This is a genomic window from Hyphomicrobium denitrificans ATCC 51888 (assembly GCF_000143145.1).
In the GTDB taxonomy this organism is placed as follows: Bacteria; Pseudomonadota; Alphaproteobacteria; order Rhizobiales; family Hyphomicrobiaceae; genus Hyphomicrobium_B; species Hyphomicrobium_B denitrificans.
The window spans coordinates 984969-1003074 of record NC_014313.1 but is presented as its reverse complement, the minus strand read 5'-3'; the positions used below and the strand labels follow the sequence as shown (position 1 = coordinate 1003074).

Genomic DNA, 18106 nt, shown 5'->3' with positions numbered 1-18106 from the left:
CATTGACCCGGAGCTTGTGCTCCCCGAATTGAACAAACTACGTTGTGAACTTGTCCAACGCGACGTACCCTGGTCTGTAAAAAATCTACGCACTCATGGTCTCAAACGCTCTAGAGAACTCTGGACAGCTTGCATTTTCGCCCATGGAATGCGCGAGATATTGCGTACGAAGATATATGTGGCAGACGATGAAGGCGGCGACCACGATTTCGTCTGTTATTGGGACGCTCCCGAGACGGGGAATATATGCCCTGTGCAGCTGAAAGAGGTCGTCCCTCAGGAGCTAAATTCAAACAGCAGCGTTCAATCAATTGTCGACAGCATCGCAAAAAAGCGAAATTACCGAAAGCGAACACTCGCAATCAAATTGACGCGAGAGGGCAATTTTAACCCCTCGACTCTCGACCTTTCAAAGCTGGAGACCGAGAGTGTCTGGGTTTTTGGCGCAGTCTCCGCTGATCAAACGCAATGGGTGATCTGGGGCGATCTCTTACAGTCTAATCACGGAACAAGTTTCAATTTGCCCGTGTAAACTCGTCATCCTCGAACGCGTAACCCCGGATTTAATCCGGGGGATGCGCGTTCGGGGATCCAGCATGAGACTCGGCGCAGCCGTCCGTAATCCCTGCAAGGCGCTTCCAACGAAACGCCTTGTTTGTTTTTGCGCCTTCGGCAAGTCTTGTGCTGGATCCCCGCGCATCATTCGCGACGCTCACTCACGCGAGGATGACGGGAGGGGGAATGCGCGTCGTCAAACCAGCCGTCTATATCCTCGCGAGCAAACGGAACGGCACGCTGTACATCGGCGTCACCGGCGATCTCGCGGCGCGCGTCTCCATTCATCAACAGGATCTGGAAGACGGCTTTACGAAGCGATACGGCGTGCACATGCTCGTGCATTACGAGCAGTTCGATACGATGCCTGACGCCATCGCACGCGAGAAGCAGCTGAAGAAATTCCGTCGTGCCGACAAGCTCGCACTGATCGAAAGCGGCAATCCGCAATGGCACGATTTAACGTCGGAGGTACAGGCCTGGCGAAGCTAACATCCGACGTCGCAGCCAACAAGAATAGCGATGTCTGAATTCGCATAGATATGGCCCGAGATGCGACCTGCCGCTTTGCCGCTCAATCGAACCCCACTCCCGTCATGGCCGCGCAGGCGGCCATCCACGCGACGGGCTGGCACAAATCAGCACCCGACTGACCTGAACTCCAAAAACAATTCCGCCGAGAGCGTTCCGACCCGATACGGAACACCCTCGGCGGATAGCAGGATCGCGAGTCCGGGCCGTGCCCCCCGCCCGTCTCAAGTCCGGCTAGTGTTTCTTGTGCGGACCCTTCTTCAGATGCGCGTGCTTGTGGCCGTGATGCTTGTGCTTGCGCGCGTGCGCATGCTTCTCTTTCTTGCGATCGACGAAGAACGTCGTCTTGGCGACGGGGCTCTCGACACCTGGCTTGACGAGCGACGGCGCGGCCTGCGCCGTCGTCTGCGCCAAAGTCGCTCCGATGAAGGTTGCGGCAAGCAAGGTAAGTGTACGTCTCATTTCTAATCCCTCCGCTGGCATAGCCATTTTGCGCTGCGATAAAAGAGGCTAGTGCGCGGCCTTCAAAAAGAGAAAGAAGAAGAATTCAAATGCTCCGGAAATTAATTTCTTTGCAGATCGTCTGAAATCCGAACGCCCGCTCGCGTGGCTCTCCGGTCCTGTGAGAGACGCGTAGATCGTCGTCGCGCCCTGGCTCACACGCATTTAGACCCGCCGTCACCTCCACACTCCGCGCGCTCTTTACGCAAATGATTTGTTATATTATACGTTACTAACCGTGATGCGCGCACTCACGCTCGAGGGGAAACCGATGATGCTGGAACGAAATCAAATCCGATGGACGCTCGTGGCGCTATGGATCGTCACCGGCGCTGGAGTCCTGGCGGCAACATCAGCCGCATCAAACGCTGCCGGCTCAGGCCGGACTTATGCTTCGAACGACGGCGCAATTTCCGATCGCAGCTGCAAACGAGGGCCAAAACAGGAAATCTGCGATTGGGTGAAGCGCGAGCATAAACCTTCAGCCGGACATTAGCATGCCTGCATTGCAAGCCGTGAAAGGCTCGCAATGCCCTGCTGTCACATCACTGCAATAGAGACTGCCTAGTTCCCCCGCATCAGCACCTGAAATAGGGGAACCAACGATGTCCGACGTGGCGTTAGCCGACGTGGCAGGCAGCCGGCCGAAGCTCGACCATCCCGCGAACCCTGCAACGGCCTTCGTATTTTTAGGCTTGCTTGCCGGAGGTCTCTTCTACACGGCCTACAGCCTTTACCAGGACGTTGAAGCGGCAGGCACGCCGATTTCCACCTGGCTGCCGTTCCTTCTCTTGGGCGTGGCGCTGCTCATCGCGCTTGGCTTCGAGTTCGTGAATGGCTTTCACGACACCGCCAACGCGGTTGCGACCGTCATCTACACGCATTCGATGCCCGCCAATGTCGCGGTGCTCTGGTCCGGCTTCTTCAACTTCCTCGGCGTGCTGCTGTCGAGCGGCGCCGTCGCTTACGGCATCATCTCGTTGCTGCCGGTCGAACTCATTCTTCAGGTCGGCTCTAGCGCCGGCTTCGCGATGGTCTTCGCGCTGCTGATCGCGGCCATCATCTGGAACCTTGGAACATGGTGGCTGGGGCTGCCCTCGTCATCGTCGCACACGCTGATCGGTTCGATCATCGGCGTCGGCGTTGCGAACTCGCTGCTTCACGGCGGCAACGGCACCTCGGGCGTCGACTGGGGCAAGGCGACCGACATCGGCTATTCGCTGCTGCTTTCGCCGATGGTCGGCTTCGTCGCTGCCGCTTTGCTGCTGCTGTCGCTGAAGGTGCTCGTCCGCAATCCGTCTCTCTATAAGGAGCCCGTCGGAAACCAGCCGCCGCCGTGGTGGATCCGCGGTCTGCTGGTGCTGACCTGCACGGGCGTTTCGTTCGCGCACGGCTCGAACGACGGTCAGAAGGGCATGGGTCTCATCATGCTGATCCTGATCGGTACCGTCCCGACCGCCTATGCACTGAACCGTTCGCCCGCGCCGTCACAGGTCGTACACTTCCAGGCGACTGCGACTGCCGCCGCTGCCGTGATCGAGAAACAGGCTGCCGGCTACAATGTTCTCGGCGACCCGCGTCCGGCAGTGACGAACTACATCTCGGCGCGCACGATCAACGAGGGCACATATCCGAGCCTCGCCGTTCTCGTCCGCCAGATCTCCGAGCAGGTGAACAGCTACGGCGCGCTCGACAAGGTGCCAGCAACGGCCGTCCAGAACGTCCGTAACGACATGTACCTTGCCTCCGAGGCGCTGCGCTTCCTGCTCAAGGACAAGGCGAACAACCTGTCCAAGGATGACGTCGCGAGCATTACGGCGTTCAAGGGCTCGCTCGACAACGCGACGCGCTTCATTCCGCTCTGGGTCAAGATCGCGGTTGCGATCGCGCTTGGCCTCGGCACGATGATCGGCTGGAAACGCATCGTCGTGACGGTCGGCGAAAAGATTGGCAAGACGCACCTCACCTACGCACAAGGCGCATCGGCAGAAGTCGTGGCGATGGCGACCATCGGCGCCGCCGACATGTACGGTCTGCCGGTTTCGACCACACACGTTCTTTCGTCCGGCGTCGCCGGTACGATGGCGGCGAACGGCTCGGGCCTGCAATGGTCGACGGTCCGCAACCTGCTCATGGCCTGGGTGCTGACACTGCCGGCGTCGATCCTGCTGGCGGGCGGCCTCTACTTCATTTTCTCCAAGCTGTTCTGATCATCGCCGAACAAGCGAGGTCACTGAGAAAGGCGCGAAATTCGCGCCTTTTTCATTTTGCGGCGAGCTTCCGTGATGAACTTCCAGGCGGCGTGCCGCAAATATTGTCCTTTGGGCGGCATCGCGCGTTTCTGTGTTGACGGACATTTGCGATTGACAGAGCTTACGCCCGTCGCACTCGGGGGGCTGTCGTGAAACCGGAAGTTCTTGTGTGGGCTCTGCTCTTCGTCCTCGCCTTCGGTCTTGTATTGCGCGCTTTTAGTCAGGCTACCCGGCGGGCAAAACGCTCCGGCGGCGAACCTGCACCGTTTCTGAACACACACCCTGCGGCGCAAGCCGGACAAACTGCCCCGGCTATTGACCCCATAGAACCGATGCGCTTCGCGCTCGCACCTGTAGCGCCGCAGCCTGTTGCACCCGCTTCGACGCAACGCGAACAATTCGCAGCTCCCGCAAAAACTTCCGAAGCTCCGGCGCGCGTAGTGCCGAACTTTATCGCCGCGGCCACGCCAGCCGTTGTTGCACACGAGCCGACGGTCATCTCCTCTCCTGACATCAAGGCGACGATGGACCCCGCAGCGGTCGCGATGCCCCGAGCCGCTGCGCCGAACGTGAGGGCGACGCTTCCTCCGTCTCCGGTCGCGACGCCCGGCGTTGATTTTGTCGTGCCCAACGTCAGAGCAACCCTACCTCGAGATGCGACTTCTTCTGCGCTGGCGATAATTCCCGACGTCAAGGCAACCCTCGCCCCGAGTTCCGCCGTGACGGCCGAAGCATCGGTCGCGGCAACCGACGTTGAGGAACTGCCTCCCCCGGCCGCGAGTGCAGACGCCATATCAGAACAACCGCCGGAGACACCTTCACCGATCCTGCTGAACGGCACGGTTCTGCGCGCACGCCGCCTCGGCCAGGGCATGCCGCCCCTCGATGAGCGCCTGAAGGCGACGCGATCCCGCAAACTGCGCCCGCGATCCAAGATGCGGCGCAAGCCTGTTCGGTCGCGTCAGCCGTCTCGCAAAACGCCACGGCTCAGAATCATTGCCGCGCCGAAAGTCAGCAATACGTTTGTGTCGGCGAGGGCACAGACGAAGATCGTCGATGTGCCGCCAAAGGAACCGCGCGTGCGCTTCGCCCACCCGGAAAACACCCACTAAATCGCGCTAAATCCCGCGACGCGCGGCTGTGTCCACACCTTATCCTCAACGCTCCACATACGGCCACAATCGGCAGCGATGGCGCTGGTTCATGACGCGCGAATCAGTCCACTTTCCGCCCAACGAATTCAGGGATCGGAGAGTTGGCCATGTCGAGATATGCAGCGCGGGCACCGTTGTCCGTCTACCTCCTCGCCGACCACCTCGATGGCGCGCTGGCGGCCGGTGAAGATCTCGTCGCTCGCGGTCATGACTGGCGCGCGCTCGCCGACGCGCCCGGCGAACCGGCCGAATTTCCCATGCACCAGCGCCGCATCGCGGAGGACGTCCGCAGCCTCGAGCTGATGTTGGTCGCACGCGTTCTGAAGGCGCGCACCCATGCGCTTTCTTTGGCCGAGGTTGACGATCGCTTTCGCGCCGTCGGCAATCTCTTCGCGTCCGGAACCGCGATCCTGCAGGATGCCGTGTCGGAATGCGGCGACGCGCGCGGCGAAGATTTCGAGACGGGCGACGATATCGTCTCCTACATCCGCAGCCGCGGCCTGATCGCTCCCGATGCCGCCAACGTGCGCGGCGCAGCCGATCTCACCATCGACGACAGCTTCCTTGTCGCGAAACGCATCGCGCTCGGACCGCTTCTCGACATGACGGCGGCGTTCCTCGATGCGCTCGACAGCCAATACGAACTTTTCGTCGAGGTCGAGCAGCAGGACTACGCAACGCGTCTCCGGGTCGAGCCGGACGACCGCGATCGTATGACGCTCAACTGACGAGCGGAACGCTCGCTGTCAGCTTCAACGCGAGCACCGGTCAGACGCCCAGCGCGGCTTTCAAAGTTTCGGCCGCTTCGCTGAGGTGGTCCGCATTCGCTGAGCGCAACACCAGATCCGAAACCGGCTTTCCGTCCCGCATGCGGGGATAGCTTCCCATCGCCACGTCGCGATAGCGCTGCTGATGCGCGGAAAACACGTCAGCGATTTCGCTTTCCGGACGGTCGACGGCGATCGTGATGGAGAGCACCTTGTCCCCGGTTTCGAGTTCAGGTGTGACGGCTTCCAGCATCGCTTGCATGATTTCCGGAACGCCGGCCATCACGATGACATTGCCAATGCGAAACCCGGGCGCGCCGGACAGCGGATTGACGATCAGCGAAGCCCCGGCAGGAATACGCGCCATTCGCAACCGCGCAGGCGTCAACGCCAAGCCCCGCCGCGCGTAGTTCTCGGCCAGAAGTTTTTCAGCACGCGGGTCGACGTCGATCGTGACGCCGCAAGCTTTTGCGATGCTATCAGCCGTGATGTCGTCGTGCGTCGGACCGATGCCGCCGGTCGTGAACAGATAATCGTAACGCGACCTGAGAGCGTTGACGGCTGCGCAGATCTCGGCCTCGTCGTCGGGAACGACGCGCACTTCCTTCAGGCGGATGCCGATCGACGTCAGATGCTCGGCGATCGCGCCGCCGTTGCGGTCTTTGGTCCGGCCGGACAGGATTTCGTCGCCAATGATCAGGACCGCCGCAGTGACTATGCGTTCTCCGCCCAACGCGTGTCTCCCGTCCGAGATATTCCTGCTCCCGTCTTAGCACCGCGCGAGCCTGTTCGAAATACTTGCCCTCGCACGCCATTCGGCGGATATGCGGGGGCATGAAATTTACGTCGCCCCTCATCCCCGGCAAGCTCATCCAGCGCTACAAGCGTTTTCTTGCGGACGTCCTGACCGCCGGCGGCGTGACAGTCACCGCCACCTGCCCCAACACCGGTTCGATGCTTGGACTGACGACGCCGGGATCGACGGTCTGGCTTTCCGAAAGCGACAGCCCGACGCGCAAATATCGCCACACCTGGGAAATGATCGAGGATGATCTGGGCGACGGCCCGCATCTCGTCGGCATCAATACCGGCAAGCCGAACGCGCTCGTCGCCGAGGCCATCGGATTGAATGCCATCCCGGAGCTTCAAGGTTACGCTTCGCTCCGCCGCGAAGTGAAATACGGCGAGAACAGCCGTATCGATATTCTGCTGGCAGAGGGCCGCGACCCGCGTCCCTGCTACGTCGAGATCAAGAACGTGCACTTGATGCGCCAGGCGGGCCTTGCCGAGTTCCCCGATTGTAAAACCGAACGCGGCGCCAAGCACCTCCGTGAACTCTCTACAATGGTCGCCGAGGGCAATCGCGCGGTCATGGTGTTTCTCGTTCAGCGCGGCAACGCAAAAACCTTCAGCCTCGCGCGCGATCTCGATCCGGCCTATGCGGCGGCGTTCCAAACCGCGGCCGCGGCGGGCGTCGAGATGCTGTGCTACGGATGCAGTCTGAGCCCTACCGAAATCGCCGTAGACCGGCGCATCGAGATCGCTGATCTTTCGTGAAAGAAAGAAATGTGGCCGGGCTGAAACGGATTGCGCTCCGGCGCCGTACTCCTGTTTGTCCAAGGTAAGAGCGCTGCACCGCGATAAGCGCGCATCAAGGAAATTCCGCCATGTACTCTCGCCGCGATTTTTCCAAATTAGGATTGACCCTCGCCGGAGCCTTTGCCGGTTTCAAAGCCGCTTCGTCTTACGTCCGGCCAAGCCAGGCCGACTCGACGTCGAAGACGTTCGAAGTCACGAAGACGGAGGAGGAATGGAAGAAAATCCTCACTCCCGAACAGTTCCGCGTGCTTCGCAAGGAAGGCACCGAGCGGCCGGGATCATCCCCGCTGGATGCAAATGAGGCGGCAGGCACGTATGTCTGCGCCGGTTGCGCCCTCGCCCTTTATTCCTCGGAGACGAAATTCCACAGCGGCACGGGCTGGCCGAGCTTCTGGCAACCGCTAGAGAACGCGGTCGCAACCTCCGAGGACAGCTCGTATCTGATGACGCGCACGGAAGTTCACTGCCGTCGCTGCGGCGGCCACCTCGGGCACGTCTTCGAGGATGGGCCGAAGCCCACCGGCCTGCGCTATTGCATGAACGGCGTAGCGCTGAAATTCGTCCCGAAGGGCGCGGCCTGATCCGTCGGCCGCGCCGCGCATCAGGCGCTTTGCGCCAGCTGCAGCGCTGGATCCGGAGCTTCGCTCATCAGCAGCACGGCCGCCTCAGAAGCCGATAGCGGTGCGCCGAGCAGCATGCCTTGCCCGTAAGTCACGTCGAGCGCCAGCACGCGACGGCGCTGATCGTCGGTTTCGATGCCTTCGGCGACGACGCTGCAATTCAGCCGCTGCGCAAGTTCGGCGATCGAGCGCACGATCAGCTCGCTTTGCGCCGACTGCCCGAGCTGGCTCACGAACAGCCTGTCGATCTTGATCCGGTTGAACGGGAATTTCACCAGATAGCCGAGCGAGGAATATCCGGTTCCGAAATCGTCGAGCGCAATCGAAACACCGATATCCTTCAGCCTGCGCAAAGACGCGATAACCTCGGCGTCAGCGTTCATCAGGCTCGCCTCGGTCACTTCCATTTCGAGCTCGAGGCGCGATGGAGGCAGTCCCGCGGACTTGAGCGCTCTCTCGACGGACACCGCGATATTTTCAACCCCGATCCGCATCGATGACATGTTGATGCCGACCGGAACTTCGGACGGCCAATGCGCCGCTTGCCGGCAAGCCTCCTTGATGACCCAGTTGCCGATATCTTCTGCAATCCCGATATCGATCGCCGTCGCGAGAAACTGCGCGGGCGTCAGCAATCCACGCAGCGGATGCCGCCAGCGAACCTGACACTCGAAGCTCGTAATCGCGTTCGTTTCGAGATTGCGCACCGGCTGATAGAAAAGCTCGAACCCGTCGTTGACGAGGGCAGCCCTGAGCCCAAGCTCGAGCACACGATGTTCGTCGGCCGAACGCTGCATGTCGGCTTCGAAGATGCAGTACATGCCGCGACCTGCCTCCTTCGCGGCGAACATCGCGAGATCGGCCTGCTTCAACAGCATTTCACCCCCGACGCCGCTTTCGCACGCGAGCGCCACACCGACGCACGCGCCGATCTGAACCTTCTGTCCTTCGAGGTCATAGGGTTCCGACAGCGACACGACCAATCGTTCGGCCAGCGAGCTTGCAAATGCTCTCTCGCGGATATCCTGCGCGACGATTGCGAATTCATCGCCGCCAAGGCGCGCGACGAGATCTCCCTCCCGCACCAGACCTGTGATGCGTGCGGACACCGATTTCAGAAGCGCATCGCCGACGGCGTGTCCGAGCGCGTCGTTCACCGATTTGAAGCGATCGAGGTCAATGTAAAAGATGCTAAACGACTTCGCGCCGGCGCGATTGTTCAAAGCATTCAATCGCGCCATGAAGGCGCGGCGATTGGCGATTCCGGTCAAACCGTCGGTCATCGCGACGCGCTCGGTTTCTTCACGCGCCTCGCTGAGCGCTGCGATCGTATCCTGCAGGCGGGTGATGGCCTCGAGACGCTCCAGAAACAAACGGCCCGTTGTGACAATTAGGCCGTACAGAAACACGAGAAAGCTGACCGCGAGCGCGCCGAGGCCCAGGTACTGATGCCCCGGCACGAACAGGATGCATTTTAGGGCCGGCGGCAAAAGGATCGCTGTCGCGTAGAGCACTGCGGCGGCAGGTATCGGCGCCAGAAGAACACTGCCGCTGGCTGCCATGCCGACCGTCAGCGCCATCAGGATCAATTCGCTGTCGCCATGCACCGCGCCAACCCAGCGTGTCGCCAGGATCGCCCACGGCAAGCTCGACATCAGCGCAATCAGAAGCGCCCATCTCCCATCGCGCAGAGGCGAGCCCGGCTTCGACGCCTCAGCCTGCCGCGTACGCAAACTTCGCGTGACCGAGCGAAGACCGATGAAGGAGCATATTGCGAGCGAAGCGACCGCCCATGCTGCCAGTTCAACGCCAGGGATGAGGCCGCGAAACGCCACGACCGCAATCAAGACATTGATTGCATAGCCGGCCATCGCCGTCGGGGTCGCGCGCGCTAAACTTGCCAGCTGGTCGCGATGCACGCGGGCCAAATCCTCCCGGCGAACGGCATTGAGTACTCGGAGCATCTGGCCTCGGTAGCGTTAGCAAAAAGCTCATTTTAAAGCTGCTGTCTTAACGATTTGGCTAATGAGAGCACTCCGGATATCGCATTCTACGAACCTATTTATCTGTTGAAATTCCGCTACTTAGAATTCATTGAGATGGAACCGGACTAACGTGTTGCGTCACTTGCGTGCAGGTCGAAATGCCGGCACACCGCCAGGTTGAGCCGTCGACGTCTTGTATTTGCCATTTGACCAACGAACTGGAGTAATATCTGCGCTCCAAATTGACGGTGGGGCAGCAAATCCGGGGTTGAACAATTCGGCGGCGGCATTGGGGGCTGGCCGCGCAACGGATTTACCTAGAAACCGCGTTTCCTGATCCAGGGCCGGGCGACGCGTGTGTTTTTTGCATCGCTCCCGTCACGACACGAGCGTTTGCGTATCGGTAGACCGTTCAAACTGGAAACGAGCACGAATGAAGCTAATGCGGTCAATCTTTACGCTTCTCGTCATCGGCGCCATCGGTGGCGGCGTCTATTATGTGATGCAGAGCGGCTCACCGGGCGGAACCGCCAAGCCACGCTTCGGCCGCGATGGCGGCGGAGGTCCGGTCGCCGTCATAGCGAAGCCCGCCGAGACCGCGGACGTGCCGATCTATCTCGAAGGCGTGGGCTCCGTGCGGGCGCTCAACCTGGCGACGGTGCGGGCACAGGTCGACGGCATCCTGCTCAGCGTCAACTTCAAGGAAGGCCAGGACGTCAAGCGCGGCGACGTGCTCGCGAAGATCGATCCTGTCACCTACCAGGCCCAGCTGGACCAGGCGATCGCGAAGAAAGCGCTCGACGAGGCGTTGCTCGCCAACACGAAGCGCGATCTGGAGCGCTATCAGAAAGTCGGCACGCTTGCGATTTCGCAGCAGCAGATCGACACGCAGAAGGCATTGGCGCAGCAGCAGGAAGCGCAGATCAAATCCGACACTGCCGCGATCGAGAACGCCACCGCGATCCTGGGCTACACGACGATCGTCGCACCGTTCGACGGACGTACCGGCATCCGGATCGTGGATCAGGGCAACCTCGTTCACGCAGGCGACACTGGCGGCATCGTCGTCATCACTCAGATTCAGCCCATTTCCGTCGTGTTCACACTACCCCAGCAGGACCTCCCGGCGCTGACGGGCGCAACCGGTAAGCTGACGGCGCAAGCGCTGTCGACCAACAGCCAGACGGAACTGGATTCAGGCCTCCTCGAAGTGATCGACAACCAGGTCGATCAGCAGACGGGCACGATCCGCCTCAAAGCCAATTTCCCGAATGACCGGCGTCAGCTTTGGCCCGGGCAGTTCGTCAACGTGCGCGTGCTGGTCGACACGATGAAGAATGTCGTCGTTGCCCCGACGGAAGCCATTCAGCGCGGCCCCGACGGCGATTATGTCTACGTGGTCCAGGCCGACAAGACCGTCGCGATGCGCGCTGTCAAGATCGCGCGGCAGGATGAAAAGCAAGCTGTCATCGCCGAAGGCGTCAAATCCGGCGATACGCTTGTCGTCAATGGTTTCGGCCGCTTGAAGGATGGCGCAACCGTCGCGGTCAGCGATGGCAAAACGCCGCCAGCCAGCGCCGATGCGCCTGCGAAACAGCGTCACCGTCAGGGCGGAAAAGCCGCCGGCGACACGAGCGATCGCCAGCAGTCGTCCGCCTCGCAGTCTGGCGCACCGTCTGGCGCACAGTCTGGCGCACAGGCCAGCGCACCACTCATCACGGGTTCGAACACCGAGCCGACGCGGACCGTGGACAGTTCGAAACCCGGCACGCGGCCGGATCAGCAGCCACGCGGCAACGCTAAGGACGGCGGCACATCGCCATGAGCGTCTCGCGGCCCTTTATCGAGCGGCCCATCGCGACAACCCTGTTGGCGCTGGCGACGATCCTCGGCGGCATCCTCGGTTATCTCTCGCTGCCGATTTCATCGCTGCCGCAGGTCGATTTCCCGACGGTCGAGGTAACGACCGAGCTTCCGGGCGCCAGCCCTGAAACGATGGCGACCCTCATCACGGCTTCGCTCGAGCGACAGTTCGGCCAGATCCAGTCGCTCGCCACGATGTCATCGACGAGCTCGTTCGGCTTGAGCCGCATCACGCTGCAATTCAATCTCGATCGCGACATCGATTCAGCGGCGCAGGACGTGCAGGCCGCCATCAACGCCGCGGGTTCGACGCTTCCGAAAAACCTGCCCTACCCGCCGGTCTATTCCAAGGTCAATCCCGCTGACACGCCGATCGTCACGCTCGCGCTGACGTCGGACACGCTATCGCTTCGCTCGCTTTCCGATCTCGCCGATACGCTGCTGGCGCAACGCCTGAGTTCTGTCTCGGGCGTCGGCCATGTCTCGATCGAAGGCGGCATCAAGCCTGCGGTTCGCGTCGAAGCCGATATCAGACGCCTCGCCAGCTACGGCCTCAGCATGGCCGATCTCAGCTCCGCGATCAGCGCCGCCAACGTCGCCGGACCGAAAGGCTCGCTCGACGGCGACAAGCAGTCGTTCGTCATCGCATCGAACGACCAGATCTCCGACGCGAAGGCCTATAACGACGTCATCATCGCCTACCGGAACGAAGCTCCGGTGCGCGTGAAGGACGTCGCGAAAGTCAGCGACGGCCTCGAGAATACGCGCGTCGGCGGCTGGTATCAGGGCAAGCCCGCCGTCATCGTCGATATCCAGCGCCAGCCCGGCGCCAACGTCATCGACACCGTCACCCGCATCAAGAACGAACTGCCGCGCGTTGAGCGCACCATGCCGGCGGGCGTCAATCTTCAGATCGTCAGCGACCGCACCGGAACGATCCGCGCCTCCGTCCATGACGTGCAGTTCACGCTGGTCTTGAGCGTCGGGCTTGTCGTGATGGTCGTGCTGCTGTTCCTGCGCTCGCTCCGCGCCACGATCATCGCAGGCGTCGCGCTTCCGGTATCTCTCATCGCCACGTTCGGCGTGATGTACTTCTGCGGCTTCAGCGTCGACAACCTGTCGCTGATGGCCCTGACGATCGGAACAGGATTCGTCGTCGACGACGCGATCGTGATGATCGAGAACGTCGTGCGCCATCTCGAAAAGGGCGAGAAGCCGATGAAGGCCGCCCTCGACGGCGCGCGCGAAATCGGCTTCACGGTCATCTCTCTGACGCTGTCGCTGATCGCGGTCTTCATCCCCCTGCTCTTCATGACGGGCCTCGTCGGACGCATGTTCCGCGAGTTCGCGCTGACGCTGACCATCGCCGTCGTCGTCTCGGCAGTCGTATCCCTGACGCTGACGCCGATGATGTGCGCACGCCTGCTGAAGGGCGACCACGACGAAAACGGAACCCGCCTCGGCCGCCTTTTCGGCGACTTCATGGATCGTGTGATCCTGGGCTACAAGCACACGCTGGAATTCGTGCTGCGCCATCAGCCCGCGACGCTGTTCGTGGCGCTGCTGACCGTCGTGCTGACGATCTGGCTCTACGTCATCATGCCGAAGGGCTTCCTGCCCGACCAGGACACCGGCGCGATCACCGCTGTCGTCGAAGGCGGCCCGCAGATTTCGTTCAACGAAATATCGCGCTTGCAGAACGATGTTGCGCAAATCATCGCCCGCGATCCGGACGTATCTGGCGTCGCGTCGATCGTCGGCATCGGACAGCTGAATGCGACGCAGAACGTCGGCAATCTCAAAATTCTTTTGAAGCCGCGCGCTGAACGTGAAGCCAACGTGACGGAAGTCATCCAGCGCCTGAAGCAGGAAGTGAAATCCGTCGTGGGCACGACCGTCCATCTGCAGCCCGTGCAGGATGTGCAGATTTCCACCCAGAGCAGCCGCGCGCGTTATCAATACACCCTGGTGAGCACCGACGCGGCCGAAGTCGCCGAATGGTCGAAACGCCTCGCGGACGCGCTCAAGGCATCGCCCTATCTGCGCGACGTCTCATCTGAAGAGGTCGAGGGCGGACTTATCGCCAAAATCTCGGTCGATCGCGTGCTCGCCGGTCGCCTCGGCGTCACGATGGCGGCGATCAACGACGCGTTGAGCAACGCCTTCGGCCAGCGCCAGGTGTCGACGATCTACCAGCAGTCGAACCAGTATCGCGTGGTTCTCGAAGCGGCCCCCGAATATCGCAGCGATCCGTCGCGATTGAACCGTCTCTACGTTCCGTCAAGCACGACGGGAACGCAGGTGCTGCTGACGTCGGTCGCCTCCATGACGTACGAAACAGCGCCGCTCGCGATCAGCCACCAGGATCAGTTTCCCTCGACGACGCTCAGCTTCAACCTCGCGCCCAACGCCTCGCTCAGCGATGCCTTGCACGCCATCGATACGGCGCAAAAAGAGGTGAGCCTACCGGCAACCGTAAACGGCACGTTCTACGGCGACGCTGCGGAATTCACGAAATCGCTGCAGGGTCAGCCCTGGCTCATTCTCGCGGCGATCGTCACCATCTACATCGTCCTTGGCGTGCTCTACGAAAGCCTGATCCATCCCTTCACGATCCTGACGACGTTGCCTTCCGCCGGCATCGGCGCGGCGCTGGCGCTGGAACTAACGGGAAAAGACCTGTCGTTCGTCGCGCTGATCGGCATCATCCTCTTGATGGGCATCGTCAAGAAGAACGCGATCATGATGATCGACTTCGCTCTCGACGCCGAGCGCACGCGCGGCCTCTCGCCCGAAGACTCGATCATGGAAGCCGCGCTTTTGCGCTTCCGTCCGATCATGATGACAACGCTCGCAGCTCTTCTCGGCGCGCTGCCGCTGGCGATTGAAAGCGGCACCGGCTCCGAGCTTCGCAATCCGCTGGGCATCACGATCGTCGGCGGCCTTCTGCTGAGCCAGCTTCTGACGCTCTACACGACACCCGTCATCTATCTGGCGATGGAACGCCTCCGCGCCCGGCTGACGGGAGGCCGTAAAACTCCAGCAACGCAACCCGCGCCTGCAGCCGCCGACGACGCTGCTGAACAACAGCGCCCCCGCCGCGGCTTCGAAGAAGCGGCCGAGTAACGCCATGAACGTCTCGCGCATCTTTATCGAACGGCCGATTGGAACGGCGCTCCTCGCCGTCGGCCTGTTTCTCGCTGGCGTGATGGCCTACACGTTCCTGCCCGTCGCGAGCATGCCGTCGATGGAGTTCCCGACAATACGGGTCAGCGTTACACGCCCCGGCGCCGATCCTGCGACGATGGCCGCAAGCGTTGCAGCGCCCCTCGAACGTCGCCTCGGCGAAATTGCCGGCGTGACCGAAATGACATCCTCGAGCGCGCTTGGCACCAGCAGCATCACGATGCAGTTCGACCTGTCGCGCAGCGCCGACGGCGCAGGCCGCGACGTGCAGGCCGCTTTGAATGCCGCGACCGCCGATCTTCCGGGCGACCTGCCGCAAGTCCCGACGTTCCGGAAATACAATCCCTCGGGCTCGCCAATTCTAATTCTGGCGCTGACGTCCGACACGATGACGACCAGCGGCATCTACGACACTGCCGATACGGTCATCGCGCAACGCATTTCGCAGGTCGAGGGCGTCGCGGACGTCTCGGTCAGCGGCGCCGATCAGCCCGCAACGCGCGTCCAGGTCGATCCTGTTTTGACGGCTGCGATGGGCGTGAGCTTCGAGCAGGTCCGTCAGGCCATCGAGGCCGCCAACGATCTCTCTCCCATCGGCTCGATCGACGGTGGCACGCAGAGCATCATTCTTGCCAGCAATCCGCAACTTCTCGATCCCGAAGACTACAAGAACATCGTCGTCAAGAACCAGCCGAACGGCGACATCGTGCGCGTCGGCGACGTGGCTAAAGTCGTGCTCGCGACACGCAACCGGCTCTCGTCGGCGCAGTTCAACAACAAACCCGCCGTTCTTCTGATCATCACCAAGACGCCGGAAGCCAACGTCATCGACACGGTCGACCGCGTCAAAGCCCTGTTGCCACAGCTCAGGCAATGGATTCCGGCAGGCATCACAATTTCAGTCTTGTCGGATCGGACGGGCACCATCCGCGCCTCCGTCGAAGACATGCAGATGACGCTCGCCATCACGATCCTGCTGGTGATGTCGGTCGTCTTCGTCTTTCTGAGGCGCTCGACCCCGACGATTGCCGCGGGCATCACGGTGCCGCTGTCGCTGGCGGGCACATGCGCCGCGATGTGGGCCGCCGGATATTCGATCAATAACCTGACGCTGATGGCCTTCGCCGTCGCGGTCGGCTTCGTCGTCGATGACGCCATCGTCATGATCGAAAACGTCTACCGCAACATGGAGCGCGGCATGAAGCCGATGCAGGCCGCGCTCGAAGGTGCGCGCCAGATCGGCTTCACGGTCATTTCGATTTCAGTGTCGTTGATCGCGGCATTCATTCCCGTCCTGTTCATGACAGGCATCGCCGGACGATTGCTGCACGAATTCGCGATGACGCTGATGTTTTCGATCATCATCTCGGCGATCGTATCATTGACGGTCACGCCGATGATCTGCGCGCATTTCATCAGGGACGGCGCCGACCACCGCAAATATCTCGCCGACCGCCTGTTCGAAGGTGCGCTCGCGCTGATCATCAGAGCCTATGCGTTCACGCTCAGAATTGCGCTTCGCCACCAGGCGATCATGCTCGCCGTATTCGTCGCGACCATCGCGCTGACGGTCCATCTGTATCAGATTTTGCCCAAGGGCTATCTGCCCGACGACGACACCGGCCTCATCATCGCTGCGACGGAGGCCAATACCGATACGTCGTTCGGCAACATGAGCAAGCTCCAGGATCGTGCGCTGAAAATCATCCTTGCCGACCCGGCCGTCGAGAGCGTCGGCTCCTCGATGGGTGGCGGAGGCTTCAATCCGACGCTCAATCAGGGCCGCATGTTCATCGGCCTGAAACCGCTCGCCGAGCGCAACAACGTCCCGACCGCGGAGGTGATCGACCGCCTCCGAAAGCCGCTTGGCGAGATCGTTGGATTGGCGACACGACTGATGCCCTCGCGTGATATCCGCACCGGCGCGCGTCAGGGCAAGGCCGATTATCAATATACGCTCTGGTCCTATGACGATAAGCTCTACGACTGGGTCGCCAAGGCCGTCGCGGCGGTACGCACGGTCCCGGGCGTCGTCGACGTCAGCTCCGATCGCGAACAGGGCGGGCTTCAGCTCAACGCCATCATCAATCGCGACACGGCCTCGAAGCTCAATGTCTCGATTGCGGATATCGACACGGCGCTCGCGAATGCCTTCTCGCAACGGCAGTTTTCGACGATCTACGGCGACCGCAATCAGTACAAGGTCATCATCGAAGTCGATCCGAAACTGCAACGCGATCCGAGCGACCTCAATCGCATCTATGTCCCGAGCGCGAACGGCAAACTCATTCCGCTTTCAACGCTCCTGACGATAGAACGCGGAACCGCTCCGCTCGTCATCAACCATCAAGGGCCGTTTCCGTCGGTCACGATCAATTACAGCTTGCGGCCCGGCGTCAGCATGGACACGAGCCTGCGCGGCATCGAACAGGCGCTTGCCGAATTGCATATGCCGGAATCGATCCGCGGCGAACCGGCCGGCGACGCCAAGGCGTTCGCGGAACAGGCGCGCATGCAAACCATGCTGATCCTGGCCGCGTTCGTCGCCATCTACATCGTGCTCGGCGTGCTCTACGAAAGCCTCGCGCATCCGCTGACCATCATTTCGACGCTGCCGTCCGCCGGTCTAGGCGCCTTGCTCGCGCTGCAGACGGCCAAGATGGATCTCTCGGTCATCGCCTTGATCGGCGTGATCCTGCTCATCGGCATCGTCAAGAAAAACGGCATCATGCTCGTCGACTTCGCGCTCAGCGCCGAGCGCGAGCGCGGACTGTCGCCGCAGCAATCAATTTACGAAGCTTGCCTGCAACGCTTCCGGCCGATCCTGATGACGACGCTCGCAGCGCTACTCGGCGCTATTCCGCTTGCCGTCGCGATTGGACCGGGCTCCGAAATCCGCAGACCGCTCGGCATAACGATCATCGGCGGCCTCGTCGTCTCGCAGGTGCTGACGCTCTACACGACGCCGGTGATGTACCTGCTTCTCGAAAAACTGAAGCTCAGGGTTGCGCGATGGCGCGGCAAGGTCGGCGACGTGCCTGCGGCCGGTCCGGCAGCCTAGCGCCAGGCGACAATGCAGCGTTAGGCGCAGGC

General features: G+C 61.5%; 12 protein-coding genes. 9 read left to right on the top strand and 3 right to left on the bottom strand.

The annotated features are described in order from the left end of the window. Positions 1-741: 741 nt before the first annotated feature. Positions 742-1047: a GIY-YIG nuclease family protein gene (locus tag HDEN_RS04670; RefSeq protein WP_013214977.1), complete on the top strand. Its 306-nt coding sequence runs from the start codon at positions 742-744 to the stop codon at positions 1045-1047. Positions 1048-1320: 273 nt separating this feature from the next. Here the strand turns inward: HDEN_RS04670 and HDEN_RS04665 are convergent, their stop codons facing one another. Continuing rightward, the gene (locus HDEN_RS04665; protein ID WP_013214976.1) at positions 1321-1548 is read right to left on the bottom strand and encodes a hypothetical protein; all 228 of its coding nucleotides are present in this window, start codon (positions 1546-1548) and stop codon (positions 1321-1323) included. Positions 1549-2192: 644 nt separating this feature from the next. Between HDEN_RS04665 and HDEN_RS04655 the strand changes: the two genes are divergently transcribed. From HDEN_RS04655 to HDEN_RS04645, 3 genes are all read left to right on the top strand, one after another. Then, complete coding sequence (locus HDEN_RS04655; protein ID WP_013214974.1) at positions 2193-3797, top strand: inorganic phosphate transporter; 1605 nt, start codon at positions 2193-2195, stop codon at positions 3795-3797. A 482-nt stretch (positions 3798-4279) separates the two neighbouring features. Next, positions 4280-4951, top strand: a complete 672-nt coding sequence (locus HDEN_RS04650; protein WP_150103191.1) for a hypothetical protein — start codon at positions 4280-4282, stop codon at positions 4949-4951. Positions 4952-5100: 149 nt separating this feature from the next. Then, positions 5101-5721 carry a hypothetical protein gene (locus HDEN_RS04645; protein ID WP_013214972.1) on the top strand — a complete coding sequence of 207 codons (621 nt, stop codon included), beginning with the start codon at positions 5101-5103 and terminating at the stop codon, positions 5719-5721. A gap of 40 nt (positions 5722-5761) precedes the next feature. On the opposite strand, the gene HDEN_RS04640 is transcribed toward HDEN_RS04645, so the two are convergent. Further along, complete coding sequence (locus HDEN_RS04640; protein WP_013214971.1) at positions 5762-6493, bottom strand: competence/damage-inducible protein A; 732 nt, start codon at positions 6491-6493, stop codon at positions 5762-5764. 101 nt (positions 6494-6594) lie between these two features. Here HDEN_RS04640 and sfsA point away from each other — a divergent pair, with 101 nt between their 5' ends. Then, entirely contained in the window at positions 6595-7317 is a 723-nt protein-coding gene (sfsA, locus tag HDEN_RS04635; RefSeq protein ID WP_013214970.1) for a DNA/RNA nuclease SfsA, read from the top strand. 110 nt (positions 7318-7427) lie between these two features. Then, entirely contained in the window at positions 7428-7940 is a 513-nt protein-coding gene (gene msrB / locus HDEN_RS04630; protein ID WP_013214969.1) for a peptide-methionine (R)-S-oxide reductase MsrB, read from the top strand. 20 nt (positions 7941-7960) lie between these two features. Here the strand turns inward: msrB and HDEN_RS04625 are convergent, their stop codons facing one another. Beyond that, a complete protein-coding gene (locus HDEN_RS04625) occupies positions 7961-9943 on the bottom strand; it encodes a putative bifunctional diguanylate cyclase/phosphodiesterase (protein WP_013214968.1) in 1983 nt (660 codons plus the stop codon). Positions 9944-10406: 463 nt separating this feature from the next. On the opposite strand from HDEN_RS04625, the gene HDEN_RS04620 reads away from it, so the two are divergent. From HDEN_RS04620 to HDEN_RS04610, 3 genes are read left to right on the top strand one after another with little or no spacing between them, the layout of a single operon-like run. Next, on the top strand, positions 10407-11789 hold the full coding sequence (locus tag HDEN_RS04620) for an efflux RND transporter periplasmic adaptor subunit (protein ID WP_245256730.1): 1383 nt from the start codon (positions 10407-10409) through the stop codon (positions 11787-11789). After that, positions 11786-14953 (top strand): efflux RND transporter permease subunit, encoded by a 3168-nt coding sequence (locus HDEN_RS04615; protein WP_013214966.1) that lies wholly within the window; start codon positions 11786-11788, stop codon positions 14951-14953. Before HDEN_RS04620 ends, HDEN_RS04615 begins: the two co-directional genes overlap by 4 nt. Positions 14954-14957: 4 nt before the next feature. Beyond that, positions 14958-18074: an efflux RND transporter permease subunit gene (locus HDEN_RS04610; RefSeq protein ID WP_013214965.1), complete on the top strand. Its 3117-nt coding sequence runs from the start codon at positions 14958-14960 to the stop codon at positions 18072-18074. The last annotated feature ends 32 nt before the right edge of the window (positions 18075-18106 follow it).